Source organism: Streptomyces herbicida, assembly GCF_032656585.1.
In the GTDB taxonomy this organism is placed as follows: Bacteria; Actinomycetota; Actinomycetes; order Streptomycetales; family Streptomycetaceae; genus Streptomyces; species Streptomyces herbicida.
In genome coordinates this window covers 122,584-147,165 of sequence record NZ_JAUYWJ010000012.1, presented here as the reverse complement: position 1 = coordinate 147,165, position 24,582 = coordinate 122,584, and the positions used below count along the sequence as shown (strand labels likewise).

At 69.4% G+C, this 24,582-nt stretch carries 20 protein-coding genes; 10 read left to right on the top strand and 10 right to left on the bottom strand.

Features of this window, described 5'->3' with window-relative positions; translation table 11 throughout:
- Positions 1-140: 140 nt before the first annotated feature.
- The 4 genes from rfbB to Q8A52_RS25180 all read left to right on the top strand — a co-directional run bounded on the left by rfbB (position 141) and on the right by Q8A52_RS25180 (position 5,487).
- Positions 141-1,118, top strand: a complete 978-nt coding sequence (gene rfbB, locus Q8A52_RS25195) for a dTDP-glucose 4,6-dehydratase (RefSeq protein WP_316755457.1) — start codon at positions 141-143, stop codon at positions 1,116-1,118.
- 54 nt (positions 1,119-1,172) lie between these two features.
- Entirely contained in the window at positions 1,173-2,042 is an 870-nt protein-coding gene (rfbA, locus tag Q8A52_RS25190) for a glucose-1-phosphate thymidylyltransferase RfbA (RefSeq protein WP_316755455.1), read from the top strand.
- A 357-nt stretch (positions 2,043-2,399) separates the two neighbouring features.
- Entirely contained in the window at positions 2,400-3,665 is a 1,266-nt protein-coding gene (locus tag Q8A52_RS25185) for a glycosyltransferase family protein (protein WP_316755453.1), read from the top strand.
- Between the two features lie 160 nt (positions 3,666-3,825).
- Entirely contained in the window at positions 3,826-5,487 is a 1,662-nt protein-coding gene (locus Q8A52_RS25180; protein WP_316755451.1) for a 3-deoxy-7-phosphoheptulonate synthase, read from the top strand.
- Positions 5,488-5,854: 367 nt separating this feature from the next.
- Here Q8A52_RS25180 and Q8A52_RS25170 read toward each other — a convergent pair whose 3' ends face one another.
- From Q8A52_RS25170 to Q8A52_RS25160, 3 genes are all read right to left on the bottom strand, one after another.
- On the bottom strand, positions 5,855-7,063 hold the full coding sequence (locus tag Q8A52_RS25170) for a L,D-transpeptidase (RefSeq protein ID WP_316755753.1): 1,209 nt from the start codon (positions 7,061-7,063) through the stop codon (positions 5,855-5,857).
- 111 nt (positions 7,064-7,174) lie between these two features.
- A complete protein-coding gene (locus Q8A52_RS25165; protein WP_316755450.1) occupies positions 7,175-7,444 on the bottom strand; it encodes a hypothetical protein in 270 nt (89 codons plus the stop codon).
- A gap of 109 nt (positions 7,445-7,553) precedes the next feature.
- The gene (locus tag Q8A52_RS25160) at positions 7,554-9,698 is read right to left on the bottom strand and encodes a SpoIIE family protein phosphatase (protein WP_316755448.1); all 2,145 of its coding nucleotides are present in this window, start codon (positions 9,696-9,698) and stop codon (positions 7,554-7,556) included.
- 274 nt (positions 9,699-9,972) lie between these two features.
- Here Q8A52_RS25160 and Q8A52_RS25155 point away from each other — a divergent pair, with 274 nt between their 5' ends.
- Positions 9,973-10,566 carry a TetR/AcrR family transcriptional regulator gene (locus Q8A52_RS25155; RefSeq protein ID WP_316755751.1) on the top strand — a complete coding sequence of 198 codons (594 nt, stop codon included), beginning with the start codon at positions 9,973-9,975 and terminating at the stop codon, positions 10,564-10,566.
- 118 nt (positions 10,567-10,684) lie between these two features.
- The gene (locus tag Q8A52_RS25150) at positions 10,685-11,605 is read left to right on the top strand and encodes a TauD/TfdA dioxygenase family protein (protein ID WP_316755446.1); all 921 of its coding nucleotides are present in this window, start codon (positions 10,685-10,687) and stop codon (positions 11,603-11,605) included.
- Between the two features lie 183 nt (positions 11,606-11,788).
- Here Q8A52_RS25150 and Q8A52_RS25145 read toward each other — a convergent pair whose 3' ends face one another.
- The 6 genes from Q8A52_RS25145 to Q8A52_RS25120 form a co-directional block, all read right to left on the bottom strand.
- Positions 11,789-13,024: an MFS transporter gene (locus Q8A52_RS25145; RefSeq protein ID WP_316755444.1), complete on the bottom strand. Its 1,236-nt coding sequence runs from the start codon at positions 13,022-13,024 to the stop codon at positions 11,789-11,791.
- 56 nt (positions 13,025-13,080) lie between these two features.
- Complete coding sequence (locus tag Q8A52_RS25140) at positions 13,081-13,800, bottom strand: hypothetical protein (protein ID WP_316755443.1); 720 nt, start codon at positions 13,798-13,800, stop codon at positions 13,081-13,083.
- Positions 13,801-13,847: 47 nt separating this feature from the next.
- Complete coding sequence (locus Q8A52_RS25135; RefSeq protein WP_316755440.1) at positions 13,848-14,936, bottom strand: hypothetical protein; 1,089 nt, start codon at positions 14,934-14,936, stop codon at positions 13,848-13,850.
- A 259-nt stretch (positions 14,937-15,195) separates the two neighbouring features.
- Positions 15,196-15,333 (bottom strand): hypothetical protein, encoded by a 138-nt coding sequence (locus tag Q8A52_RS25130; protein WP_316755437.1) that lies wholly within the window; start codon positions 15,331-15,333, stop codon positions 15,196-15,198.
- A gap of 3 nt (positions 15,334-15,336) precedes the next feature.
- Positions 15,337-15,663, bottom strand: a complete 327-nt coding sequence (locus Q8A52_RS25125; protein WP_316755435.1) for a hypothetical protein — start codon at positions 15,661-15,663, stop codon at positions 15,337-15,339.
- The gene (locus tag Q8A52_RS25120; RefSeq protein ID WP_316755433.1) at positions 15,660-16,730 is read right to left on the bottom strand and encodes a hypothetical protein; all 1,071 of its coding nucleotides are present in this window, start codon (positions 16,728-16,730) and stop codon (positions 15,660-15,662) included. Before Q8A52_RS25120 ends, Q8A52_RS25125 begins: the two co-directional genes overlap by 4 nt.
- A gap of 521 nt (positions 16,731-17,251) precedes the next feature.
- On the opposite strand from Q8A52_RS25120, the gene fusA reads away from it, so the two are divergent.
- Entirely contained in the window at positions 17,252-19,288 is a 2,037-nt protein-coding gene (gene fusA / locus Q8A52_RS25115) for an elongation factor G (RefSeq protein ID WP_316755431.1), read from the top strand.
- 41 nt (positions 19,289-19,329) lie between these two features.
- Here the strand turns inward: fusA and Q8A52_RS25110 are convergent, their stop codons facing one another.
- Positions 19,330-21,171: a coagulation factor 5/8 type domain-containing protein gene (locus Q8A52_RS25110; protein WP_316755429.1), complete on the bottom strand. Its 1,842-nt coding sequence runs from the start codon at positions 21,169-21,171 to the stop codon at positions 19,330-19,332.
- Between the two features lie 213 nt (positions 21,172-21,384).
- On the opposite strand from Q8A52_RS25110, the gene Q8A52_RS25105 reads away from it, so the two are divergent.
- Genes Q8A52_RS25105 through Q8A52_RS25095 form a run of 3 tightly spaced genes read left to right on the top strand, consistent with a single transcriptional unit; the run spans position 21,385 to position 24,573 of the window.
- Positions 21,385-22,701 carry an ABC transporter substrate-binding protein gene (locus Q8A52_RS25105; protein WP_316755427.1) on the top strand — a complete coding sequence of 439 codons (1,317 nt, stop codon included), beginning with the start codon at positions 21,385-21,387 and terminating at the stop codon, positions 22,699-22,701.
- Positions 22,702-22,712: 11 nt separating this feature from the next.
- Positions 22,713-23,699 (top strand): carbohydrate ABC transporter permease, encoded by a 987-nt coding sequence (locus Q8A52_RS25100; RefSeq protein WP_316755425.1) that lies wholly within the window; start codon positions 22,713-22,715, stop codon positions 23,697-23,699.
- Between the two features lie 34 nt (positions 23,700-23,733).
- Positions 23,734-24,573: a carbohydrate ABC transporter permease gene (locus Q8A52_RS25095; protein ID WP_316755750.1), complete on the top strand. Its 840-nt coding sequence runs from the start codon at positions 23,734-23,736 to the stop codon at positions 24,571-24,573.
- Positions 24,574-24,582 lie beyond the last annotated feature (9 nt).

Below are 24,582 nucleotides of genomic sequence, written 5' to 3'. Positions count from 1 at the left end.
GCTTCGGTCAGAGGCCTGGAGCGAACGGGGGCAACGAGGAAACGGGTATCTCATTCCGGTTTCCTTCCGTCTTGCATCCCTGGGAACGGTGCGGAATACCGCAGAACCGCGAGTAACACCGTCGAAGGGCGAGATAATTCATGCATGTATTAGTCACGGGTGGCGCCGGTTTCATCGGCAGCAATTATGTGAGAAGGCTTCTTGACGGCCGCTCGGACATTCCCGCCGATCGCGTCACCGTGCTCGACAAACTGACCTACGCGGGCAACCTGGCCAACCTCGCCCCGGTCGCGGAACATCCCGCGCTGCGCTTCGTCGAGGGAGACATAGCCGACCCGCTGCTCGTCCCGGACCTGCTGTCCGATGTGGACGCCGTGGTGAACTTCGCCGCCGAGACCCATGTCGACCGCTCCATCCACAGCTCCGCCGAATTCGTCCATACCAATGTGCTCGGCACCCAGAACCTGCTGCAGGCAGCCCTGTGCGCAGGCGTGCCGCGGTTCGTCCACGTCTCCACGGACGAGGTGTACGGTTCGATCGAGTCCGGCTCGTGGACCGAGGAGTGGCTCCTGGCTCCCAACTCCCCGTACGCCGCCGCCAAGGCGGGCGCCGACCTCCTGGTCCTCGCGTACGCCCGCACCCACGGCCTGAACGTCGGCATCACGCGCTGCAGCAACAACTACGGCCCGTACCAGTACCCCGAGAAGGTCATACCCCTCTTCGTGACCACATTGCTGCGGGGCGGCACGGTGCCGCTGTACGGCGACGGACTCAACGTCCGTGACTGGCTCCACGTCGACGACCACTGCCGCGGCATCGACCTCGTCCTGGGCAAGGGAGCGCCCGGAGAGGTGTACAACATCGGCGGAGGACGGGAATTGACAAACCGTCAGCTCACCGGTCTGATCCTCGACGCCTGCGGAGCCGACTGGTCGTCCGTGCGACCGGTGCCCGATCGCAAGGGCCACGACCGCCGCTACTCACTGGATGACGGCAAGCTGCGGGAGCTCGGCTACCGTCCGCAGGTTGCCTTCGAGGACGGGCTCGCCGAGACGATCGCCTGGTACCGCGACAGCGCCGCCTGGTGGCAGCCCCTGATGAGCGAGAGCGGCGCCTGACGGGCGCGCCGCCCATCCCTGCGACAGACGACCGACGAACCCGAAGGAAGTCCCATGCGCGGCATCATCCTCGCCGGCGGCTCCGGAACCCGGCTGCGCCCCCTCACCAGCGTGCACTCCAAGCAGTTGCTGCCGGTCTACGACAAGCCCATGATCTACTACCCGCTGTCCGTCCTGATGCAGGCCGGCATCCGGGAGATCTTGATCATCTCCGCCCCCGACCACGTGGCGACCTACCAGTCGCTCCTCGGCGACGGCGCTCGCCTCGGCATCTCGCTCACCTACACCGTGCAGCAGGCGCCGCGCGGAATCGCCGAAGCCCTTGTCCTGGGCGGACCGTTCACGGACGGCCACGACATCTGTCTCATCCTCGGCGACAACATCTTCTACGGGCACCGGCTGCCCGACATGCTCCGCCAGGAGGCCGAACGGCTCGACGGGTGCACGCTGTTCGGCTACCCGGTCAGCGACCCGGAGCGCTACGGCGTGGCGACCGTCGACGACGACGGGACTATTGTCACGCTGGAGGAGAAGCCCGTCGCGCCCGCCTCCAACCTTGCCGTCACGGGGCTGTACATGTACGGCGCCGACGCGGTGAGCCGGGCCGTCCGGCTCACTCCGTCGGCGCGCGGCGAGCTGGAGATCACCGATCTCAACCTCACCTACGTCCGCGAGGGGCGCGCCCGGCTTGTCAACCTGGGCCGGGGTTCGGCGTGGTTCGACACCGGTACGCACGACAGCCTCCTCGAGGCGGCGATGTTCGTTCAGGTGCTGGAGAAGCGCCAGGGCATCCGCATCTCCTGTCTGGAAGAGGTCGCCTACCGCATGGGCTACGTCGGCAAGGAGCAACTGGCCCTGCTCGGCAAGGAGATCTCGCCGTCGTCCAGTTACGGCCGGTACGTGATGGAGCTGGCCAACGCCTGATCGGCGAGCGCCCCCGGCCCCGGCACCTGAAGGGGCGTCCTTTGCGCTGCCAAGAGATGACAGCATACTGGGCAGTACGCCAGTAAACACTTCACACGGGGGCGGGGCGGGAGAGGGGCTCCCAAGCCCGATGCGACCCCACGGGCCGTCCTGATCGCGTCCTCCGCGCTGCTCCGCGCGGGGCCCCGGCATCGGGGCCGCCGCCCGGCTCCCCTCCTGACGACCCTGTCCCCCCCCGCCGCGACGAAGCGGCGGCGTGTGCGCGTGGCGTCCGCGATGCCGTGCCCGGGGGCCTCGATCCGATGCCGCCGTGACCGGCCCCGCCGACCACGGCCCAACCCCGAAAGGCGTCTTCAGATGAAGGCTCTCTACCTCCCGGCCGAAACCGGCACGGGTCACAACATGCGGGCCCTCGCGGTCGCCGCGAAGGTGCGCGAGCTGTTTCCCGAGTCCGAGCAGCACGTGTATCTCGGCTCCAAGAGTGCGGTCTTCACCCCGATGTTCGAAGCCCACGGGGTACAGGTGCACGTGGCGCCGGCCGAACGGGACCACGCCAACACCTCGCAGCTCGGCCGGAGTTTCGACTGGACCACGTACGTCACCGGCTATCTGGACCGGACGTTCATCAGCGGCGACAGGATGCTCAACGCGGTGGCACTCATCGCCGCCGTCCGGCCCGACGTCGTGGTGAGCGACTACAACGTGGCCGCCAGCCTGGCAGCCGAGGTTTCGGGCGTGCCTCATGTCCTGATCACCGAGCGCTACGACTTCACGCTCGGCCAGCTCGACAACGACAGCCTGGTGGAAGCCGGCTTCACCGTCGGAGACACGGACGAGGTGGACGCCATCCGCTCCTCGCTCACCACCTTGTTCGACTGGGTGACACGGCGCGCTCGGGTGGTACTCACGGACAAGCCGACCGTGGATCAACTCGACTTCGGCACTCCCGTGTTCCGCGCCATCGCGGCGGGCAACGGCCACTTCGTCGGACCGATCGTGCGCGACGCGTGCGCCGCCGATCCGGCCCCGCGCGAGGAGGTCGACGAACGATTCGGCCTCGCCGGGAGCCAGTACATCGTCGCCGGGTTCGGCGGCACCACGATGTTCACCGAGAACAAGGACCGCCTGCTGGCCAACTACCTGACCGCCTTCGAGAAGCTGAGGGCGGCACATCCGCAGGCCCGGCTCGTGGTGATCGGCAGGCAGGAGTTCACCGAGGACATCGACGGCGTGGTGTTCCTCAACTACGTCACCGACTGGCACTCCCTGGTCAAGCACGCCAAGGTCGTGCTCTCGCCCCCGGGGTGGATCTCGGTGACGGAGATGGCGGTGATGAACGCCCCTGTCGCCTACGTGCTCAGCGGCCGCGACGAATACCACGAACTCGAGGCGATGCGCCGCCTCGCGCTGCTCGGCTACACCACGGTGACCGAACCGGACGCGGCGACGCTCCTCGGCATTCTGCAGGACGCGTTCTCCGCGTCGGACACGTTCACCCGGACGACCACCGAGGCATCGCGGGCGATCGCGCCCACCAGCAACGGCGCCGAGGTGGCGGCGAAGCTGATCGGGCAGGCGGTCGCCGAGGCTCGTGCGCACGCCGAGACGGCCGACGCGGCCTGAACGCGGGTCACCCGAGGAGAAACCCCGTCGGCACGTCGGCCGATCGCTTCGCCGTCCCCATCCGTATGCATCACGATGACCATTCCATGAAATAAGGGTGTTTCGATTGTTTGCGTACCCCGAATTCGCGGCGCCACCTGCGATGCCCTCACCGACCCGCATGATGCTGCACAACGAAGGCTCCACGACCGTACTGCTGCAGTCGCTCGTGGGCTCCGCGCTGTCCGCGGAGGTGCTGCCGGACGTGGACATCGGTTCGCTTCCACCGTCCGGCCATCTCGCCAAGGTCTTCGACGCCGTCCCGCACACCGACCTGGGCGTCCGCCGTTCCCGGCTGCGTGACAGCGCGGGCGCGGTGGTGAGCGAGAACCTCATCACCTTCCGCCGGAGCGACCGGGACCACGTCATACCCAGTGGCGACACGCCCTTCGGACTGCACACCCGGCAACTGGGGCTGTTCGAGCGGCGTCGGATCTTCGCCGTCGGGGTCACCACCGACCGCTTCGGGATGCTCCCGGCCGGCTCGCCCGGCCGCGCCTACGAGATCGCGTTCTCCAACCGCGTCACGGTGCTCGTGCACGAGGTCTTCAACCCCCGGTTCCTCACGACCGGGGCGCCGGCGAGCGCGTCCGTGAACGAACGGTCGACGGCGGACGGCGCACGGGCCGTCTCGGGGGAGCACCACCAGCCGCGGTGGCCGGACGCGTCCGAGGCGGAACACGTGCGCAGGGTCCTCCGCCACGTCGACCCGCTCGTGTCGGCCGCGGACTGCCGTGCCCTGCGCTCCGTGCTCGCGACGCCCGCTTTCCTCCTCCAGGCCGGGGACTGCGCGGAGACCTTCCGGGACAACACCCCCCGCTCCGTGGTGAACCGTGTCGACCTGCTGCGCACCATGTCCGACCGGATCACGGCGGCCTCCGGAACCCGGGTCGTCACTGTCGGCCGGATCGCCGGCCAGTACGCCAAACCCCGCTCCTCACCCATCGAGCGACGCGGTGATCTCGCCCTGCCCTCCTACTTCGGCGACGCCGTGAACTCCGTGAACTTCTCCGAACGAGGGCGCACACCCAACCCTCGCAACCTGTTGCGCACCTACCAGGAATCGAGCAAAACCCTCTCATTCATGGCGGGTTCGGGCGTGTTCACCTCCCACGAAGCCCTGCTGCTCGACTACGAACGGCCCCAGACCCGGCGCTGCCCCGACGACGGCAACCGGTACGACCTGTCCGCGCACCTGCTGTGGATCGGGGAACGCACCCGCTCCCTCACCGGTCCGCACATCGAATTCGCCACGGGAATCGCCAATCCGATCGCCGTCAAGGTCGGACCCGGCTGCACCCCGCAGGACCTGATCTCCCTGCACGCCGTGCTCAACCCGGACAACCTGCCCGGACGGCTGACCTTCATCTTCCGCATGGGCCGCGCCCATGCCTACGAGCGCTGCCGGGAGCTGCTCACCGCCGCGGCGGACACGGGACTCGCCGACCGCTTCGTCAGCGACCCCATGCACGGCAACGGGACGACCAGCGCGAGGGGTGTGAAGACCCGGACGATGCGGGCGATCGAAGAGGAGCTGCACGCGTTCTTCGCGGCCTGCCAGGACACGGGGATGCTTCCGGGTGGCGTCCATCTGGAGGTGTCCGGCGACGACGTCACCGAGTGCGTCGACGCGGACATCGATGACGCCTACCTGGCCGACCGGTACCGCACCGCCTGCGACCCCCGGCTCAACCCCGGCCAGGCGGTGCGGCTCGCCGACCTCGTCGGGCGCCTGCTGGCCGCGACGTCGGCGGTCGAACCGGCGCTGAGCCTGCTGGCTTGACCTGAGCGGGTCACACGAGCTCCCCCCAAGCCGGGGCTGCCACGGTTGAGCTCCTCCGGGAGGCCGACGGGATGCCCAGGTCGCGCCAGATCCCGGCCAGGGCCTGTCCTTCCAGCCCGCTTCCGACCTTCGCGTTCCTGGAGTTGTCGGCTGCGGTGCTGTTCGAGGGAGCGCGGGCACGGCGTGGGCAGGGTGATGCGCCGTTCGGAACTCTGGGTCTTGGTCGGCAGGGAGGTCAGCCCGCCGGAGTTGGTGCGCTGGAGGGTGCGGCGGATGCTGGCGGTTCCGTCGGCCAGGTCGAGGTCTTCCCAGCGGGCCGCTGCCTGGTGGAACGGATTCAGGTTCAAATGCGTGGAGCGACGTGGCGTCAGTCGGTCGCGCTGCCCGAGACCCACTCGCTCCACGGCATGTTCCAGTCGCCGAGGCCGTTGTCCGGGGCCACCATGGTCTTGTCCTCCGAGTTCTTGACGATCACGACGTCACCGATCATCGAGTTGTCGAAGAACCACGCGGCGGGCTGCTTGCCGTCGCCGCCGCCCCTGACGTCCTTCAGGCCCACGCAGCCGTGGCTGGTGTTGGCCTTGCCGAAGATCGAGTCGGCACCCCAGTAGTTGCCGTGGATGAACGTGCCCGAGGCGGTCAGGCGCATGGCGTGCGGTACGGCCTTGATGTCGTACGAGGGCTTGCCGTCCTTCTCCATGAGGCCGACGCTCGCACCGTTCATATGGATATGCCTGAACTTCTCGGAGATGATCATCTGACCGTTGTACGTCGGGTGCTCGGGGCTGCCGGACGAGATCGGGATGGTCTTGATCGTCTTGCCGTCCCGTACGACGGTCATCTGCTTCGTCTTGGCGTCGACCGTGCTGATCTGGCTCCGGCCGATCTTGAACGTGACCGTCTTCTGGACGCCGTAGGCGTTGAGCTTGACGGTGACGGTGGAGCCGGGCTTCCAGTGGCTCTCGGGGCGGAAGTCCAGGCGGTTGTCGTTGAACCAGTGACCGACGACCCGCTGGCCGCTGCTGGAGCTGACCTGGATCTCCGACTCCACGGCGGCCTTGTTGGTGATCGCCCTGCCGAAGTTGACCGTCACCGGCATGCCCACGCCGACGGTCGAGCCGTCTTCGGGGGAGAGGTGCCCGATGAAGTTGTTGGCGGGGGAGAACGTGGTGATCGTGGCGTTCCCGGTGGCGGAGCGGCCCTTGGCGTCCGCGGCCTCCGCGGCGACCTGATATCTGGTGGCCCTCGCCAGCGCGCCGTTCGGCTTCCAGGACGTGCCGTCCGCGGACACGGTGCCCGGAATCTCGGCACCGGTCGCGACGGCGGTCATGGTCACCTTGGTGAGCTTTCCATTACTGACGGTGACGTTGACGGGGCCGTTGATCCCGACCTTGTAGGCACCGTCCCCGGGCGTGATCTTTATTCGGGCGTCGGAAGCGTCCTGGGCGCCCGTCTGATCTGGCTGCGCCTGCGCTTTGGGGTCATTCCCGGGGTTGTCGTCGCCGGTGGCGGCGTTGCTGGTACCACCTAGGGCCGTGAGTGCGAGTACGCCGCCGAGTACGCCGGCCGTGGCCATCAGCCCGGTGCGTCGCTTACGTGCCGTGATCAAACGCTGCTCCCATGCCGCTGTTCGTTGAATCCCTGGAGCTGGTGACCGGAGGGGTGCAACCAGCTTTACGAACCACATTTATGCATTCATCGGCCCCGAAAGGGGTAAATTGTGGCGAACTCCATGCGTCGCGAGATCGCCGCCGAGGCTCTGCGCGACGGCCGGATGACGCGGAGTCGATCCGCTCTCGCCGATCGGTGCAGGCCATGGCGGGGACGCTGCGATGGGCGTGGTGCCGGTCACAGGCGACAGCCCGCACGGCTGAAAGCCGCCGTCGAGGGCAGCGGCAACGCCTTCATCAACGGTGCGCACGCCGCCGTTCTCGCCACCACCGTCGTGGAGGGTCACGTGCACGTCATCGGTGACATGCGTCCACCGCGGCGGCCACTCCTGCTGACGTTCGCAGGAGGGAATCCGGGACTCCGCGTTGTGTTCCGCCGGGGCGGTGCGCGCACTTTCAGCCGAGGGGGACGTCCGTGAGGGACTGTTCCGCCCAGATGGTCTTGCCGGTGGCGTGGTAGCGGGTGCCCCAGTGGCGGGAGCACCGGGCCACGAGGAAGAGCCCGCGGCCGCCCTCGTCGGTGATCGCGGCCCGGCGGATGTGCGGTGACGTGCTGCTGGCGTCGCTGACCTCGACGATCAGCATGCGGTCGCGGATGAGCCGCAGCCGGATCGGCGGGGTCGCGTGGCGGATGGCGTTGGTGACCAGTTCGCTGATGATGAGTTCGGTGCTGAAGGCCAGGTCCTCCAGACCCCACTGGTGGACCTGCCGCGCGGCGAGCGAACGGGCGTCGGAGACAGCGGCGGGATCCGGCGGCAGATCCCATGTGGCGACCTGCGCGGCGTCGAGCGAGCGCGTACGGGCGAGCAGCAGCGCCAGGTCGTCCTGGGGGGCCAGTTCGGGCGTGATCGCGTCGGCAACGGCCCGGCAGATCTCGTCCGCCGAACGGCGGGACTGCGTCATGATCGCGCAGAGCCGCCTCTCCAGTGAGGGGTCCGCCTCGAGGACGTGCCGGAGGCTCCGGGTGTACAGCGCCAGCGTGCTGCCCTCCGCAAGCTCCATTTCATGGGGTTCGAAGACGGGGTCGCCCTGGCCCAGGGGCTGGTTGGACGGCAGTTCGGCGAAGCGGAGACGGTCCCCCGGATCGACGACCACGGGTGGCGGGTGTCCGGCGCTCGCCATCACGCACCGGCGGGAGACCGGGTCGTAGACCGCGTACAGGCAGGTCGCACCGACGAGCTTCTCCATGATGGGCGCGGATCCCGCGGTGTGCTCGCGTTCGACCAGGCGCGGCACCATGTCGTCGAGCCGGGCCAGCACCTCGTCGGGGGCGAGGTCCAGCTGCGCGAGGATGCGCAGGGCGGAGCAGATCTGCCCCATGCACGCGGCGGCCTCGATGCCGGCGCCGGGTATGTCGCCGACGGCGAGGGCCACACGGGCGCCGGACAGCGGGATGACATCGAACCAGCAGCCGCTCACCCCGGCGTGTGCGCGGGCGGGACGGTAGTGGTGCGCGATGCGGACCGCGCTCTGGTCCGGCACGCTGCGCGGCAGCATGCTCTGCTGGAGGGTGACGGCGGCGGCGCGCTCGCCGGTGTAGCGGCGGGCGTTGTCCACACCGACGGCGGCGCGGGCGACCAGCTCCTGTACGAGAACCAGGTCGTCGGGTTCGAAGGCGTCCGGGCGGGTTCCCGTGCGGTACAGATGTGCCACCCCCAGGATGGTGTCCCTGGCCCGGAGGGGCACCACCATGAGGGAGTGGGCCCCTTGCGCCAGCAGTGCCCGCCCCCTGGGGTCGGGGGAGTTGCGGACCCAGTCGACGTCGGGGCCTACAGCCGGCAGCAGCCGGGGCTGCCCGTCGAGGAGGCTCTCGGCGTGGGGCGAGTCGGCGGGGAACTCCTGGATCTCTCCAATCTGCCGGAGATCCTCGGCGATCACCGGATGGGAGGCCTTGCGCGCCGTGAGACGCAGGGCGATCCGCCCGGCGCCCGGGAGCGGGGGTTCCTCGCCCGCCGCCACGCCGTCCAAGAGGTCGATCGTGGCGAGGTCGGCCAGCCGCGGGACGAGCACGTCGGCGAGTTCCTGGGCCGTGCGCGTGACATCGAGTGTCGTTCCGATGCGGGCGTCCGCGTCGTCGAGCAGGGCCAGACGCTCACGGGCCCGGTGACGCTCGGTGATGTCGATGACCACGTCGGTGACGCCCAGGCGTCGGCCGTCCGGGCCGTTCAGTGCGAACGAGGACGTCATCCAGACGCGGTCCCTGCCGGGCTCGGCGGGCGTACGGCCGTGATACTCCGCGCCGACGACGGGCAGGCCCGTCTCCAGAACCCTGGCGAGCCGGCTCTCTATCCCGGCGGTGTCCAGCTCGGTCAGGACCTCACTGAGGCGGTGACCGAGGACCTGGTCGTTGGGGATCCCGTGGATGCGTTCGAGCGCGGGGTTCGCCCGCACGAGGCGTAGCTGCGTATCGAACACGGCCACGCCTACCGGGGACTGGGTGAACAGCGCGTCCATGATGGCCCGGTCCTCGTCGAGCCGCTGCGGCCGCTCGCCCGGACCCGTGCCATGACCGTCCGTGGAGGCCTTGCCCGGAATCCCCATCCCACTGGTCCCGTCGTTCGGCAATCAGCTGCGTCGGCAGGAAGACGCCGGAACATCTTCGGCAACCGGAACGCCCCAGGGAATCTCACCCGTTCACCAAGGGAGCCATCGCCGCAAAGGCCGGAAGGCGTCGGCCCGGCGTCCCTTTACAGCCCAGGGTAATCAGGCCGGGACGGCCTCCGCGCGGTGACGGCGGCCGGCGCCCGTCCCAGGGATCTGCGGACCTTCGGCCGAACGGGCGCGGCCGGGCTCGTATCCTCGATCCGTGGTCGGCATGCAGGTACGGAAGGCTGAGCGCGGGCCGGGGCGCCCGCGGGACGAGCGGGTGGCGAGTGCTGTCCTTGCCGCCGTCGTCGAACTGGTGACGGAGCAGGGGATCGGGGCCGTCACCATGGACGTCGTCGCGGCACGTGCCGGGGTGAGCAAGCCGGCCATCTACCGGCGCTGGCCCACCAAACAGGCCATGATCCTCGCGGCTGCCGAGCGGCACATCGGCGAGCTGTCCGTACCGGACCTGGGCGATTTCCGGACGGAGCTGCGTGAGGTGCTCAGCGCACGGGTGGCGGCATACCGGCAGCCCGGTACGGACCGGCTCATGGCAGAGATGATCGGGGCGGCCGCGGACGATCCCGGGGCACGCCAGGCGTACGCCGAGTTCGTCGGGCGGATGATGGGGGAGACCCGCACCATTCTCGAGCGTGGGATCGCGCGTGGCGAGGTCAGGCCCGATGTCGATGTGCGCTCCGCGGCCACGCTGGTGGCGGCGCCGCTGATCTATCGCCTGCTGGCGGAGCGCGAGCTGCCCGACGCACGCCTCGCGGACGACCTCGTCGACATGGTGGCCCGCGCGGTCTGCCACACCGTCTGAGCCGCGCGGCACCCCCTCCGGAACCGCTCGAAAGAATCCCGCGGTCGACCCTTGCCGAGCCACACCCAGATATCGATACTTCCAGTAACGATTTTCCGGTGCGACCGTGGAGGCCCGCATGCCCGCCCCTGCCACCCCCCGCCCTGCCGTCGACAGGCCGCTGATGCACTACGGCCCGCGTGTGCTGGAGCGCACCGCGCCCGGGACGCCGGCGTATCCGTACCGGCAACTGCGGATCTCGCCGCTCACCCCGCACATCGGCGCGGAGATCGGCGGCGTCGACCTGTCGCGGCCGATCGGCGAGGAGCTCGCCGAGGAGCTCGTGCAGGCTCTGCTGGAATGGAAGGTGATCTTCTTCCGCGACCAGCACGCCTTCGGCCCGGACGCCCAGCACGCGCTCGCCGGGATCTGGGGTGTGCCGGAGCCGAACCCCTTCTTCCCGAAGGGCGACACCGTCGGCGTCTCGCGCCTGGCCAAGGACGCAGTGGCCGTCGGCAGCGAGAACATCTGGCACAGCGACCACTCCTTCATGGCCGCCCCCGCGCTGGGCTCGGTACTGCGCGCGGTGGAGATCCCGCCCGCCGGCGGCGACACGATGTGGGCGGACATGGGTGCCGCGTACGACAACCTCTCCGAGGAGATGAAGGCGCGGCTCGAGGGGCTCACCGCGGTGCACGACTGGGTGCCCAGTTGGGGCGCGCTGATGACACCGGAACAGATCGAGGCGCAGCGCGCCACGCTGCCGCCGGTCGAGCACCCGGTGGTCGCCCGCCACCCGCGCACGGGCCGCAAACTGCTCTACGTGAACGAGCCGTTCACCGTGCGGATCGTGGGTCTGTCCGACCACGAGAGCCGCGAACTGCTCGACGAGCTCGTGCTGCAGGCCCGCGTGCCCGAGTACCAGGTCCGCTTCCGCTGGCAGGCCGACTCGGTCGCGATCTGGGACAACATCGCCACCCAGCACTACGCGATCAACGACTACTTCCCGCAGCGGCGCGTGATGGAGCGCATCGCGATCGCCGGCGCCCCGCTCGCCTGAGCCCCGCACCCAGCCCCCCGGGCGCCGGCCGGCGTCTGCCCGCCGTCCGCGAGGGGAGCCGTACCGGCCGAAGCACCCTCCAACGACCCACCCGCTTCACGGTCGCACCGGGTGTCGCCCAGCTGGCCGCCCTGTTCGCCTCGGGGCTCCACGGCTGACGGGAAGGGCCAACGGGTCAGTGCGTCATCCCGAGGCCTCTCCTACCGCGGGCTGTCTGCGGCGGAGCGAGCGCAGCATCTCCCACACGACGAAGGCCAGCGGAATCGCACCGGAGACGATCACCTGACCGCGGCTGGAGACGAGGCTGTTGGGGGTGCCCAGCACATAGCCGAGGCCGATACAGCACCGGGACAGGGCCTGGTAGCAGGCCCAGGCGCTGCCGTGCACCTCGGCGGGGACATTGGTGTGCACGGCGTTGCGCAGACCCACGTTGCACACGCCGTTGCCGAAGCCCGCGAGCAGGAACAGCGGGAAGATCACCGGGGCCATCGGGAGCAGACCGGCGAGCACCAGCCCGACGGAGATGCCGAGCACCCCGCCCAGGATGAGCGCGGCGTGCCGTCGCGACCATCCCGCACGGCCGGCGAGCAGCGCGCCCGGGATGCTGCCCAGCGCCCAGGTCGCCAGGAAGAGACCGAAGACGCTGTCGTTGCCGTCCGCCACGTCACGCAAGTAGTAGACGCCGGCGACCCCTTCGATGCTGGTGGCCACCATCGCCGCCGCCAGCGTCGGCAGCAGCGCGCCGACAACCGGCGCGTGCCGCAGCGCCCGGTACCCGTCCGACAGCTTTGTGGCAGGCCTGCGGCCGATGGCCACGTCCACCGAGGGGGGGACGGCGAGCGCGGTGCACCAGGCGAGCACCAGGAACGAGACACCGTCGGCGCCGAGCAGGAATGCGGTGCCCCACACGGAGTGCAGCAGGCCCGCCAGCGCGGGACCGATCAGCCCCGCCACCGAGAGCCCGGCGGTGAGCAGGCTGTTCGCCCGGCCCGTTTGCTCCTCGCCCGCGATGACGGGGAGCATCTTGAAACCCGCGGCCACCGACGCCACTCCGGCCAGACCCGACACGGCGATCAGTGCCACCCGCAGATGGAAGGCGTCCACCGCGGCGGCGCCGCCGAGGGAAAGCGCCTGCGCCAGCAGCGCCCACAGGCACACGGACCGCGCGCTGACCCGGTCCACCAGCGACCCGATGAAGGGCGCGCCGATCACCGTGGGCACGAGCTCGGCGAGGAAGACCTCCGTCACGCCGAAGCGGAAGTCCTTGTCCGCCGCGTCCAGCACCATGCCGAGGGAGGCGAACGAGTCGCCGACGCGTGAGAAGAGAGTGCCCGCGATCAGAACCAGCGCGGGAGCGGGGACGAGCATGCTCCGGCGCAGCGGGGCGAACGTCGTCTTCCGCGACTTCTGCGTGTCCAATCGAGTCCCATCCATGCGCTTGCCGCGTTCACATCAAAGCTGCCTCCGAGGACAGATTAGGCCTGCGCGCAATACACAAGGGCGCCGACCGGCCAACCGTGCGCACCACCGCCCGCGACTTCCCCGCTGATCCGACCCTCGTATGCGAGTCCCGGATTCTCGGCCATTGCCCGAACTTCACGAGAGGTCCACACCTGTTCTTCAGGAATGCCCGGAGCGCCGGGGAACGCATGCGCATCCCCCTCGGGTGCCTCGATGAAGCAGTTGTGGCGCAACTTCCGGGACTTCGCCGCGAAGCCGACACCATGCCGGATCAACTGCCGGTCGCCTCGCCGGTCCTCGAACGGAACGGCGTCACACCTTTCACGCAGCTGGACAAAGCGTTCCAGAGACACCTCCCGGAATGCGACGATCGCGACACTGCCGTCCGGGCGTTTGGCGTCCCGTCGGTTGCGGACGACTTCCCACGCATCGGGCGCGGACGTGAAGGAGTTGAGCGTCGCGTTGGCCAACAGTGTGAGGTCGAGCGCGTTTTTCGGCCATATGTGGCAGTCGAGGACGTTCCTCTTGACGAATCGCACCAGTCCGGCCCGGCGCTCCGGAAAGCGCTTCGCCACAGCTCCCGAGTTGTCGATGCCGGTCAGATGAATGACCGGAAAATGCCGGGCCAACGCCAGACCGGAGAAATGGGACCGAACGGGAATGTCCGGGAACTTCTCCAGAATCCTCGAGAACGGGCCGAAGACCCGGGACGCTGTTTGCGGGGCGGATGTCATACGAAGTCCGACGTCATACGAAGTCCGACGTCATACGAGGGCCGGCGTCATACGAGGGCACCTTCCGTCTCCAACCGATGGACCTGTGCGAGCGCGTCCGCCGTGTACGGGCTGTCCGCGTCCCGTCCGGCCGCGGCGAGGGTCTCCCGATGGATGTCCATGATCGTGGCGAGCCAGTCGACCATCGCCCGCGCGTCCGGCCCGAGAGCCGAACGCACCACACCGCTGCGCACCGCCGCGTCGAAGAACTGCGCCCGCTGCCAGTACTCGGTGAGTATGCCGTCGCATTCGTCCCGGTCGGCCAGGGAGCCTTCCCACGCGCTCAGCAGCAGCTCCAGCAGATGCGCGTACACATGGATCGTGGACAGGACGCGCAGACAGTCCATCCGGCGGCGTTCGCCCGCCACGGGGTTCCACGGGATGCCGAACAGCGCGCCGCCCAGGTAGTCGTAGTCGGGGTTCACGAGCCGTCGGCAGACCAGCAGGTCGTAGAACTTCTGGTGCGCGGCCTCGTGGAGAACGGCGTCTGCCGTCCTGAGTGGACTGGCGAGCACCTGGGTGTTGAGCACGGACACGAACGGTGCCGGAACGATGAACGCGGACTCGACGATGCTGTCCTCGATCAGCACCGCGCCCCGAACGGAGGAGACGATCGAGGTGCCGAACTCGCCGACGGCCGCCTTGATGAGCCGCAGACCGTTTCCGACGGCCCTGACGTGTCGCGGCGTCGCGGCCACGTAGTTGTGCGGCACGGCCAGGTCCTCGCTGATCACTGTTCTGAGTGCCCGTCCGGCCTCGACGGCCGACCAGTCGGTGGCGAGGGCGTAGGCGTGGCCGGGCACCGCGAGCTGGGTCTGCGGTGCGGCGGAGGCGAACAGCTGGGCGCCCCGCCGCAGGATGCGGGCGGCCTCGGCGGGGTCCTTGCGGCCGTGCAGGGCACGGAAGGAGTCGAGCGTCGTCGAGCGTGCGACGCTGTGCTCGATGAGCGCGGCATGCTCCGCAGGGCTCGGGGGACGGAGCCCCGTGTGAGCGTGCAGCAGTTCGGACGCGATCTCCGAGAAGGTCGCCATGTCGGCGTGGATGCCCGCCGCTGCCCCGAAAGGGCCGGTGCCGAGAAGGTGCCGTGCCTTGGACATGTCCTGTCCCTCCCTCGTGGAGGAAGCCTGGGGGTGTGGATGGGCCGGGTGGTGGCCCTGCGCGTGCGGGGAATCCGGTCGCCCGGTCCGTGCGGGATCCCGGTGCTGCCGTCCGCGCGGGCATTGCGGTGCTGTCGTCCGTGCGCGTGCGCGGAACCCGGCGCCGCCGCCCGTGGTGGCGCCGCGGCCGGGCGCCACCACGAGCACGGCTGCGGACCGCCGGGGCTCTTCGGCCCGCGGTGTCCGGGCAGTGCCGGGCTCAGCCGACCGCGGGGTACTGCGCCTGCGCCTGTATCTCGGGGATCACGGGGCTGGTCGAGCCGCCGTCGTCCTCGGCGTCCGCGGCCGGTTCGGCCAGCTGCTCGACGTCGATCTTGGACTTGTCTTCGCAACCCATGCGTCACACCTCCTGCCGTGCGGGGATCTCCCGTCTCGACCGTGTGGGGGCCGACGGTCGGGCGGGAAGCTCTTCGAGAAGGCCCGCTCCGGCCAGGCCGTCGGCCCGGCGTGCGAGTTCCCTCCGTGCGTCCGCGTCGCTCTTCTTCCGCAACTCCGCGTAGCGCGAGACGAGTTCGTCGCCGGTCAGGCCACGCTCGAACAGCTTCAGCAGCAACACCGAACCGGCGTCGATCTGCAGCACCGTGGGAGGCGTGGTGGTGAAGGCGAGGAACCGGCCCTTGATGCTCAGCGGTCGGTACTGAATGCCCTTCGCAAGCTTGTAGTTCACGTGTGCACCTCGCGCTGTGGTGTGGCGTGCCAGGTCTTGAGCGTGCCGGTGAGACTCGCGGGCACCTCGTCGCGGACCGCGGCCAGCATCCGCGTCAGCTCCCGGTGCAGCAGCAGTCCGTCCGGCCCGAACTCCCGTCGCACGCTGCTGAGTTCGAGCGAGTCGAGCAGAAAACCGCCGCGTTCCACGGTCGTGGCCAGCCGCTGTCGCACAGTCTGCGGGCCGCAGCCGGTCTCGTCAGGCAGCCCTTTGCGCAGCGCGGTCGCGTGGAGCACCGCAAGATGGGTGTAGACGTGCGCCGCGGAGATGACGCGGCCCGCGGTGAACCACCTCGGCGTCGCCTGGTCGAGACTCCACGGAAGCAGTACGCGCGCGCTGCGTTCGTCGGTGTAACCGGGCCGTACGAGCCGTCGGGTCAGGCGCAGTACGGCCATCTTCTCGTGCAGCGATTCGTGGAGCAGGGCGTCGGCGAGACCGAGCGTGTCTCCGCGGAGCGTGTCCGCGGAGACGAATACGGTCTCGGGCACCTGCGTCAGATACAGGCTCGGAATGGGCGAGTCGAGTACGACGATCTGGTGCACGAAGGGCAGGACGCTGTCCGCGATTTCCGGGACGAGATCCCGGAGCAGCAGAACCGCCCGCGAAACCCGTATTTCGTCATCCGCCGTGACCCGGAACGGCCGGGCGTGTTCCCCGATTCCCTGTTCCGACATGACCGAGACGAAATGCCCTTCGAACACGGCTGCCGCGGAATCGGAAATCCAGTCCCGGACATAAATCCGCAGCGCCGGTTCCGCATGGACACGCAGGGCGGTGGAGCCGTATGTCCGCCACGCCCGCAACGCCCGGCTCCCCGGGGCCGCGCCGCCGAGTTTCCGGTCGATGGCGCAACGCCTCAGGCAGGCGGCCGTTCCATCGCCGTCCGGAAGGTTTCGCAGGTCCTTGGGATCGCCGAGTCCGGTGGCTCCCGCCGCTCCGGAATAAAGGACGTCCCGGTCGGCCAGAAGCGCGTCGGCGTCGGCGACGACACCGGTCGTGGCCAAGGAGACGACGTCGCTCACAGGCATGAATGCCGCCCATCCCGTTCGCCTTTGTTTCCGGGTTGGTCACCCCTTGTTCGCCATATTCTCGGCGGCTATTCCGAAGCATGTCAACGGCCTTCCGGCGGGCCGAACTCCATTTCCACCGGCACTCCAGCGGCGGTCGACTCCTGGCGTCGGGACCAGGGTTCGGCCGGTCGAAAAACCGGGTGACCGGGTCGCGTCGGCCTTCCTACACTCACCACGGCACACCGCACGCCGCCGGCCATCGGCCGTGTGCCGTGTGCCGTGACGACCAGTGGGACGAGCGAGGGGAGCAGGGCCGTGCGTGACCGCACCGCTGTCGCCGTTCCCCGTGCCCGGTACGAGGTGATCCTCGTGTCCTCGTCCGCCCGGTGCCCGCTGCGCGGCCGGTACCGGACACCCGTGACGCACGACTGACCTCGTTCACGCAGGCACGCCTGCTTGTTGACGGAGGATCAGGTATTCACGTCCGCACGGAAATCGCGCCGCCCTTTTCCAGCCCAATTCCCGAAAGGCACCGGGCCGTGCGCACCACATCTCAGACCACCGTCCGCAACCTGGGCATCCTCGCCCATGTCGACGCCGGCAAGACCACCCTCACCGAGCGGATCCTGTATGCGACCGGGACCACGCACAAGCGCGGTGAGGTCCACGACGGCACGACCGTCACCGACTTCGACCCCCAGGAGCGCGACCGTGGCATCACCATCTTCGCCGCGGCCGTGAGCTGCGCCTGGGACGGACACCGGATCAATCTGATCGACACCCCCGGCCACGTCGACTTCGCCGACGAGGTCGAGCGGTCGCTGCGCGTGCTCGACGGAGCGGTCGCCGTGTTCGACGCCGTCGCCGGAGTCGAGCCGCAGAGCGAGTCGGTGTGGCGGCAGGCCGACCGGCACGGCGTACCGCGGATCGCGTTCGTCAACAAGCTTGACCGCGCGGGCGCCGACCTGGACGCGGCCGTCGAGTCGATCCGGCGACGGCTCCACCCGGCGCCGCTCGTCGTGCAGTTGCCGATCGGAACCGAGGACGGCTTCACCGGTGTGGTGGACCTGATCCGTATGCGGTCGCTGGTGTGGTCCGACGGCGGTGGCGAGGCCGAGGAGGGGCCGGTGCCGGAGGCGTTGAGCAAGGAGGCCGGGCGGCGGCGCAGGCTGCTGGAGGAAGCGGTGGCCGAGCTGCATCCGGCGGCGATGGAGGAATTCTGCATGGAGTCCACCGTCGCCACGCCGACCCTCGTCCCCGCCCTGCGGGACCTGACCCGCAGCGGCGACGCAGTGGTGGTGCTCTGCGGCTCGGCCTACCGCAACCGCGGGATCGAGCCGCTGCTCGACGCCGTAGTGGCCTATCTGCCGTCGCCGCTCGACGTGCCCGCCGTACGGGGTACGAACGACGGTGCGCAGGAGGAGCGGACCGCCGATCCGGCGGCGCCGTTCGCGGCCCTGGCGTTCAAGGTGAACATCACCTCGACGGGTCGGCTGACGTATCTGCGGGTGTATTCGGGAACGGTCGAGAAGGGAGACGCCGTGTGGGACTCGGTCGCACGCCGCACCGAGCGGATCGGGCGGATCCTGCGGGTCCGGGCCGACCGGCACGCCCCGGTCGACCGGGCGGTCGCCGGGGACATCGTCGCCGTGGGCGGGCTGAAGTCCGCCCGCGCCGGCTCGACCCTGTGCGCTCCCGGCGCCCCGCTCGTGCTGGAACCACCCGGTGTGGCCGAGCCGGTGGTCTCGATGGCGGTCGAGGCCCGTAGCCCGGCCGGGGCCGACCGGCTGGCCTCCGCGCTCGCGCGGCTGGCCGAGGAGGACCCCTCGCTGGTCGTGCGGACGGATCCCGAGACCGGCCAGACGGTGCTGTCCGGCATGGGCGAACTGCATCTCGAGGTCGCGACGGAGCAACTGCGCCGCGTCCACGGCGTGGAGGTCAACGTCGGTCGTCCGAGGGTGAGTTATCGCGAGACGGTCGGCCGAGGGGTGTCCGGGCTGGTCTTCCGGCACGTCAAACAGGACGGTGGGGCGGGTCAGTTCGCCCATGTCGTCCTTGACGTCCAACCGCTGGCCGAGGGCTTCGAGTTCCGCTCCACGGTCGTCGGCGGACGGGTCCCCCAGGAGTATGTCCGCGCGGTCGAGGCCGGCTGCCGGGACGCCCTCGCCGAGGGGCCGCTCGGCGGCCACCCGGTGACCGGGCTGCGTGTCACCCTCACCGACGGGGCGACCCATGTGAAGGACTCCTCGGACACCGCCTTCCGCACGGCGGGCCGGCTCGGGCTCCGGGAGGCCCTGCGCGCCTGCGCGATGGTCCTCCTGGAGCCGGTCGTCGAGGTCACGGTCACCATGCCCGACGACGCCGTCGGCGGAGTGCTCGGCGACCTCGCCGCGCGCCGCGGCCGGGTCTCGGGCTCGACCGCGCGCGGCGGCGCGGCGATGGTGACGGCGACCGTGCCGCTGGCCGAACTCTTCGGCTACGCGACCCGGTTGCGCAGCCGGACCCAGGGCCGTGGCACCTTCACGGCCCGGCCCACCGGCTACGCGCCGGCGCCGGCCGCGGCGCCCGCGCGGTGACCGATACGGCGGCCCCGCCCACCGGGCGGGGCCGCCCCGGCTCACGGGTACGACACCGCGGTGGACGGCACCGTGGAGGTACCCGAGGTCGGCGCACCGGTCTCGTTGATCACGTGCTCGTACTGCCCGTTGCCGCCGAGCGAGACGACCAGCACATTGTGGAACCGGACGCCCGGACGGTCCGGCGCGGCGAAGCCGTTGTGCTGCACGATGGTGGGGTCGACGTTGTAGTAGCAGTAGCTGCCGAGGCCCCAGGCCTCGTGCGCGGTGACGGCGTCGCCGACCTTGTAGGCGGCGAAGCCCTTGACGGACCCGTTCTGGATCGCGGCCTGGTTCGGGGCGTCGTAGGCCTTCTCGTTCTGGAAGAAGATCGTGCGGCCCCGGCGGCCGTACCACTGCACGTCGTACTTGTTGAAGTGCTCGACGAACAGGCCGGTCGCGAGGACGTCGTCACCGTTGACCACGACGCCGTAGTCGGCCCGGTTGGTGTCCCAGCCGATGCCGGTGCCGTGGTCGGCGCGCCACACCCAGGTGTGGTCGACGATGGTGTGCCGGTTGTTGATCACCAGGCTGGTGGTGGCCCGGCCCGCGCCCGCGCCCCCGATGCGGACGAACACGTCCTGCACGGTGGTGGGGTTGGCGCAGTGGTCGCGGGAGGCGCCCGTGGGCCCGACTTCCAGCAGCGTGCGGGAGTTGACCGGCCCGGCGTCGATCAGGAAGCCCGCCAGCCGGACGCCGTCCACATCGGCGACCTTCAGGGCCGTGACTCCGTTGTCGGGCACGATCGTCGCGTACCCCAGGCCCAGGACGACGGTGCCCGCGCGGTTCACCTGGACCGGCCGGTCCACATGGTAGATGCCCGGGGTGAGCAGCAGATGAAGTCCCTGCGCCAGCGCCTGGTTGAGGGTCGTGGCGCTGACGCCCGGCTTGGCGACGTAGAACTCCGAGAGCGGCAGCGACGTACCCCTCGGCGTGCCGTTGCCCCAGGTGACGCCGCGAGCGTTCGTCCGTTTCTCCGGCAGGAACACACGGAAGTCGCTCTCGCCGACGTACAGGAACGGCTTCTCGCGGGAGACGGGGGTGGTGTCGAGCGTGGTGTACGGCGGGTTCGGGAAGCTCTGCGCCGGGGCGCCCTCGACCCCGGAGAACACCATGTTCCACACGCCGTTGAGCCAGCTGCCGATCGCGCTGTCACGGGTGTACCACTGCTGCTGCGAGTACGGTCCCACCTGGCCTTCGACACGGCTGTCGGCGATGTAGCCGCCGCTCGCCCAGCCGTAGCCGGTGGGGGAGAGGTTGAGACCGCCGCGGACGTGCATCCGCCGGAAGGGGGCCGCCTGGGCCACCGCCCAGCGGTTGGTGCCGTTCGCCGGGACCAGGGCGAGGTTCTCCGCCGAACGCCAGAAGTTCTGCGTCGCGTTGCCGTTGAACCAGCCCGCGTCGACCGTCACGTCCCCATTGATGGTCGTGTCGTCGGGGGACAGGCCGAGGCCCGCGATCGAGGTGTAGAAGCCGAGCTGCGCGTTGAGCCCGTGGTAGGTGCCGGGCTTGAACAGCAGCGCGTAGCGTCCGGTACCGAACTGGGCCGACTCCTGCTGCCGGAACACCTCGTCCAGCCTGGCCTGGATGTCCGGGGTCGACGGGTCGAAGACGAGGACGTTGGGGCCGAGGTCACCGCCGCCGGGCAGGGCGTGCGGGCGGGGCCGGGCGGGGACGGCCCGCTGGGGGGCGGCCGTTGTCGGCATGACCGTTGCCGGGGCGGCCGTTGCCGGTGCGGCCAGGCCCGCCACGGCGGAGGCCGCTGCGGTGGCGGCGCCGAGGACGGTTCTGCGGCCTACGGAGTGGCTCTGCGGAGTAGGGGCGTCCGGGGAGTGGGAAGGCATGGGGCGGCTCTCCTTGTTCGGGAAGCGAACGGTGGGGAGTTCAGGGAGCGCTCTCTCGCCGGGGAATGCTTCATGGCGTGAACACGACCGTCAAGGGGTGTGACCGGAGTTCGTCGCGCTCTGTCCAAACCCTTGACGGAGCAGGCTTCCGAGGTTTAACTCACGTCCTAAATTAAGCCATGATGGCAATCCCGGAAGGGGACACCAGGAGCCATGCGCAGCATCCGAGCCGCGGCCGTAGGCGCCGTCACCATGTCTCTCGCCCTTGCGGCCACGGCCTGCGGAGGCGGTTCCTCGAGCGGTGGCGGGTCCAACGACTCGCCGAAGACGCTCACTTACTGGGCCTCCAACCAGGGCGCCGGCATCGCGATCGACAAGAAGGTCCTCCAGCCCGAGCTCGACAAGTTCGAGAAGCAGACGGGCATCAAGGTGAAGCTGGAGGTCGTGCCCTGGTCGGACCTGCTCAACCGGATCCTGACCGCGACCACCTCCGGCCAGGGCCCCGACGTGCTGAACATCGGGAACACCTGGAGCGCCTCGCTCCAGGCCACCGGAGCCCTGCTGCCGTGGGACGCGAAGAACTTCGCCAAGATCGGCGGCAAGGACCGCTTCGTCGACTCCGCGCTGGGCTCGACGGGCGCGGAGGGCAAGGACCCGGCGGCCGTACCGCTGTACTCGATGGCGTACGCGCTCTACTACAACAAGCAGATCTTCGCCGACGCGGGCATCTCCAAGCCCCCGGCCACCTGGGCCGAACTGGTCGCCGACGGCAAGAAGATATCCGCGAAGGGCAAGTCGGTCCTCGGCGCCGAGGGTTCGAACGTCTCGGAGAACATCCACCACGTCTTCGTCTTCGCCAAGCAGCACGGCGCCGAGTTCTTCGCCGCCGACGGCAAGCCCGACTTCACCAACGACAACGTGGTCGCCGCGGTCAAGCAGTACGTCGACCTGATGGCCAAGGACAAGGTCATCCCGACCGGCGACGCCGAGTACGCGCAGAACCAGTCCGTCAGCGACTTCGCCAAGGGCAAGCAGGCGATGCTGCTGTGGCAGTCGGCGTCCGCCAACCTCAAGTCGCAGGGCATGAGCGAGGACGCCTACGGCATCGCTCCCGTCCCCGTGCAGTCCGGCACCCCCGGCACCGGCACCCAGGTCAACTCGATGGTCGCGGGCATCAACATCTCCGTCTTCAAGAACAGTCACAACCTCGACGGCGCCACGAAGTTCGTGAAGTTCATGACCAGCGACGCGGAACAGAAGATCCTCAACACCGCCTACAGCTCCATCCCGCCGGTCATGGCCGCCCAGTCGGACGCCGCGTTCACCGCCCCGGCCAACGCCGTCCTGAAGGACACCCTCGCCACCAGCGCCGCCGCGCTGCCACAGGTCGCCTCCGAGTCGCAGTTCGAGACCACGGTCGGTACGGCCGTCAAGGACCTGTTCGCGGACGCCGCCGCCGGACGCCCGGTGACCACCGACTCGGTGAAGGCGGCGCTGAACAAGGCCCAGCAGCAGATGCCCGCGAAGTGAGCACCGGCACCATGACGACCGCCACCGAGGTCAGGAAGTCGGTGCGGACGAGCTCCCCCGGTGCGGCGCGCGACCCGCGCCGCACCGGGCGGATCCGCCGCGTCTCCCTGCCGTACCTGCTTCTCCTGCCCGCCCTGCTGCTCGAACTCCTGGTCCATCTGGTGCCGATGGTGATCGGCATCGTGATGAGCTTCAAGGAGCTCACGCAGTTCTACATCCGCGACTGGGGCAGCGCGCCCTGGTCCGGCCTCGACAACTATTCGATGTCGGTGGACTTCAGCGCTCCCGTCGGCGAGGCGCTGCTGCACTCCTTCCTCGTCACCGTCGGCTTCACCCTGCTGTCGGTCGGCCTGTGCTGGCTGATCGGCACGGCCGCCGCGCTCTGCATGCAGGACACCTTCCGCGGCCGCGGCCTGCTCCGGGCGCTCTTCCTGGTGCCGTACGCGCTGCCCGTCTACGCGGCCGTCATCACCTGGGTGTTCATGTTCCAGCACGACAACGGCCTGGTGAACCACGTGCTGCACGAACAGCTGCACCTCACCGGCAAGCCGTCCTTCTGGCTGATCGGCGACAACAGTTTCTACGCCCTGCTGACCGTGTCCGTGTGGAAGGGCTGGCCGTTCGCCTTCCTCATCGTGATGGCCGGGCTGCAGAACATCCCCCGCGAGCTGTACGAAGCGGCCGCGCTGGACGGCGCCGGAATGTGGCAGCAGATCCGCCGCATCACCCTGCCGTCCCTGCGCCCCGTCAACCAGGTGCTGATCCTGGTCCTGTTCCTGTGGACGTTCAACGACTTCAACACGCCGTACGTCCTGTTCGGCAAGGCCGCCCCCGAGGCCGCGGACCTCATCTCCGTCCACATCTACCAGGCATCCTTCGTCACCTGGAACTTCGGCACCGGCTCCGCGATGTCCGTCCTGCTGCTCCTGTTCCTGCTCGTCGTCACGGGCGGCTATCTGCTGCTCACCTCACGCGGACGGAGGGCGGCCGATGTCTAGCCCCGCCGGCTCCCGGGTCCCGTCGGCATCCCCGATGGCCCCGCCGCGCTCCTTCCTGTGGACCCGCCGGATCTTCCTCACGCTGCTCACCGGCTTCGTGCTGGTGCCGGTGTACGTGATGATCTCCAGCTCCCTGAAGCCGCTCGCGGACGTCACGGGCAAGTTCCGCTGGCTGCCGAGCGGTCTGACGATCCGCCCGTACATCGACATCTGGTCGACCGTCCCGCTCGCGAAGTACTTCGTGAACTCGCTGATCGTGGCGGGTGCGGCCACCGTCTGCTCGGTGGTGATCGCGGTGTTCGCCGCGTACGCCGTCAGCCGCTACAGCTTCCGCGGCAAGCGCGTCTTCACGGTCACCGTGCTGTCGACGCAGATGTTCCCGGGCATCCTCTTCCTGCTCCCGCTGTTCCTGCTGTACGTCAACATCGGCAACACCACCGGAATCGCCCTGTTCGGCTCGCGCGGCGGTCTGATCCTGACATACCTCACCTTCTCCCTCCCGTTCTCGATCTGGATGCTGATCGGGTACTTCGACTCGGTGCCGAAGGACCTGGACGAGGCCGCGCTGGTGGACGGCTGCGGGCCGCTCGGCGCGCTCTTCCGGATCGTCGTGCCGGCCGCGATCCCCGGCATCGTCGCGGTCGCCGTCTACGCCTTCATGACCGCCTGGGGCGAGGTCCTCTTCGCCTCCGTCATGACCAACGACACCACCCGCACCCTGGCCGTCGGCCTCCAGGGCTACTCCACGCTCAACGACGTCTACTGGAACCAGATCATGGCCGCGTCGCTGGTCGTGAGCGTGCCCGTGGTCGCGGGCTTCCTGCTGCTGCAGCGCTATCTCGTCGCGGGCCTGACGGCGGGCGCCGTCAAGTGAACCCGCCCC

Excerpts from the sequence above, each read along its gene's own strand:
- rfbB (WP_316755457.1), top strand. The coding sequence starts at position 141 with ATGCATGTATTAGTCACGGGTGGCGCCGGTTTCATCGGCAGCAATTAT.
- rfbA (WP_316755455.1), top strand. The coding sequence starts at position 1,173 with ATGCGCGGCATCATCCTCGCCGGCGGCTCCGGAACCCGGCTGCGCCCC.
- Q8A52_RS25185 (WP_316755453.1), top strand. The coding sequence starts at position 2,400 with ATGAAGGCTCTCTACCTCCCGGCCGAAACCGGCACGGGTCACAACATG.
- Q8A52_RS25180 (WP_316755451.1), top strand. The coding sequence starts at position 3,826 with ATGATGCTGCACAACGAAGGCTCCACGACCGTACTGCTGCAGTCGCTC.
- Q8A52_RS25170 (WP_316755753.1), bottom strand. The coding sequence starts at position 7,063 with ATGGCCACGGCCGGCGTACTCGGCGGCGTACTCGCACTCACGGCCCTA.
- Q8A52_RS25160 (WP_316755448.1), bottom strand. The coding sequence starts at position 9,698 with ATGGGGATTCCGGGCAAGGCCTCCACGGACGGTCATGGCACGGGTCCG.
- Q8A52_RS25155 (WP_316755751.1), top strand. The coding sequence starts at position 9,973 with ATGCAGGTACGGAAGGCTGAGCGCGGGCCGGGGCGCCCGCGGGACGAG.
- Q8A52_RS25150 (WP_316755446.1), top strand. The coding sequence starts at position 10,685 with ATGCCCGCCCCTGCCACCCCCCGCCCTGCCGTCGACAGGCCGCTGATG.
- Q8A52_RS25140 (WP_316755443.1), bottom strand. The coding sequence starts at position 13,800 with ATGACATCCGCCCCGCAAACAGCGTCCCGGGTCTTCGGCCCGTTCTCG.
- Q8A52_RS25135 (WP_316755440.1), bottom strand. The coding sequence starts at position 14,936 with ATGTCCAAGGCACGGCACCTTCTCGGCACCGGCCCTTTCGGGGCAGCG.
- Q8A52_RS25130 (WP_316755437.1), bottom strand. The coding sequence starts at position 15,333 with ATGGGTTGCGAAGACAAGTCCAAGATCGACGTCGAGCAGCTGGCCGAA.
- Q8A52_RS25120 (WP_316755433.1), bottom strand. The coding sequence starts at position 16,730 with ATGCCTGTGAGCGACGTCGTCTCCTTGGCCACGACCGGTGTCGTCGCC.
- Q8A52_RS25110 (WP_316755429.1), bottom strand. The coding sequence starts at position 21,171 with ATGCCTTCCCACTCCCCGGACGCCCCTACTCCGCAGAGCCACTCCGTA.
- Q8A52_RS25105 (WP_316755427.1), top strand. The coding sequence starts at position 21,385 with ATGCGCAGCATCCGAGCCGCGGCCGTAGGCGCCGTCACCATGTCTCTC.
- Q8A52_RS25100 (WP_316755425.1), top strand. The coding sequence starts at position 22,713 with ATGACGACCGCCACCGAGGTCAGGAAGTCGGTGCGGACGAGCTCCCCC.
- Q8A52_RS25095 (WP_316755750.1), top strand. The coding sequence starts at position 23,734 with ATGGCCCCGCCGCGCTCCTTCCTGTGGACCCGCCGGATCTTCCTCACG.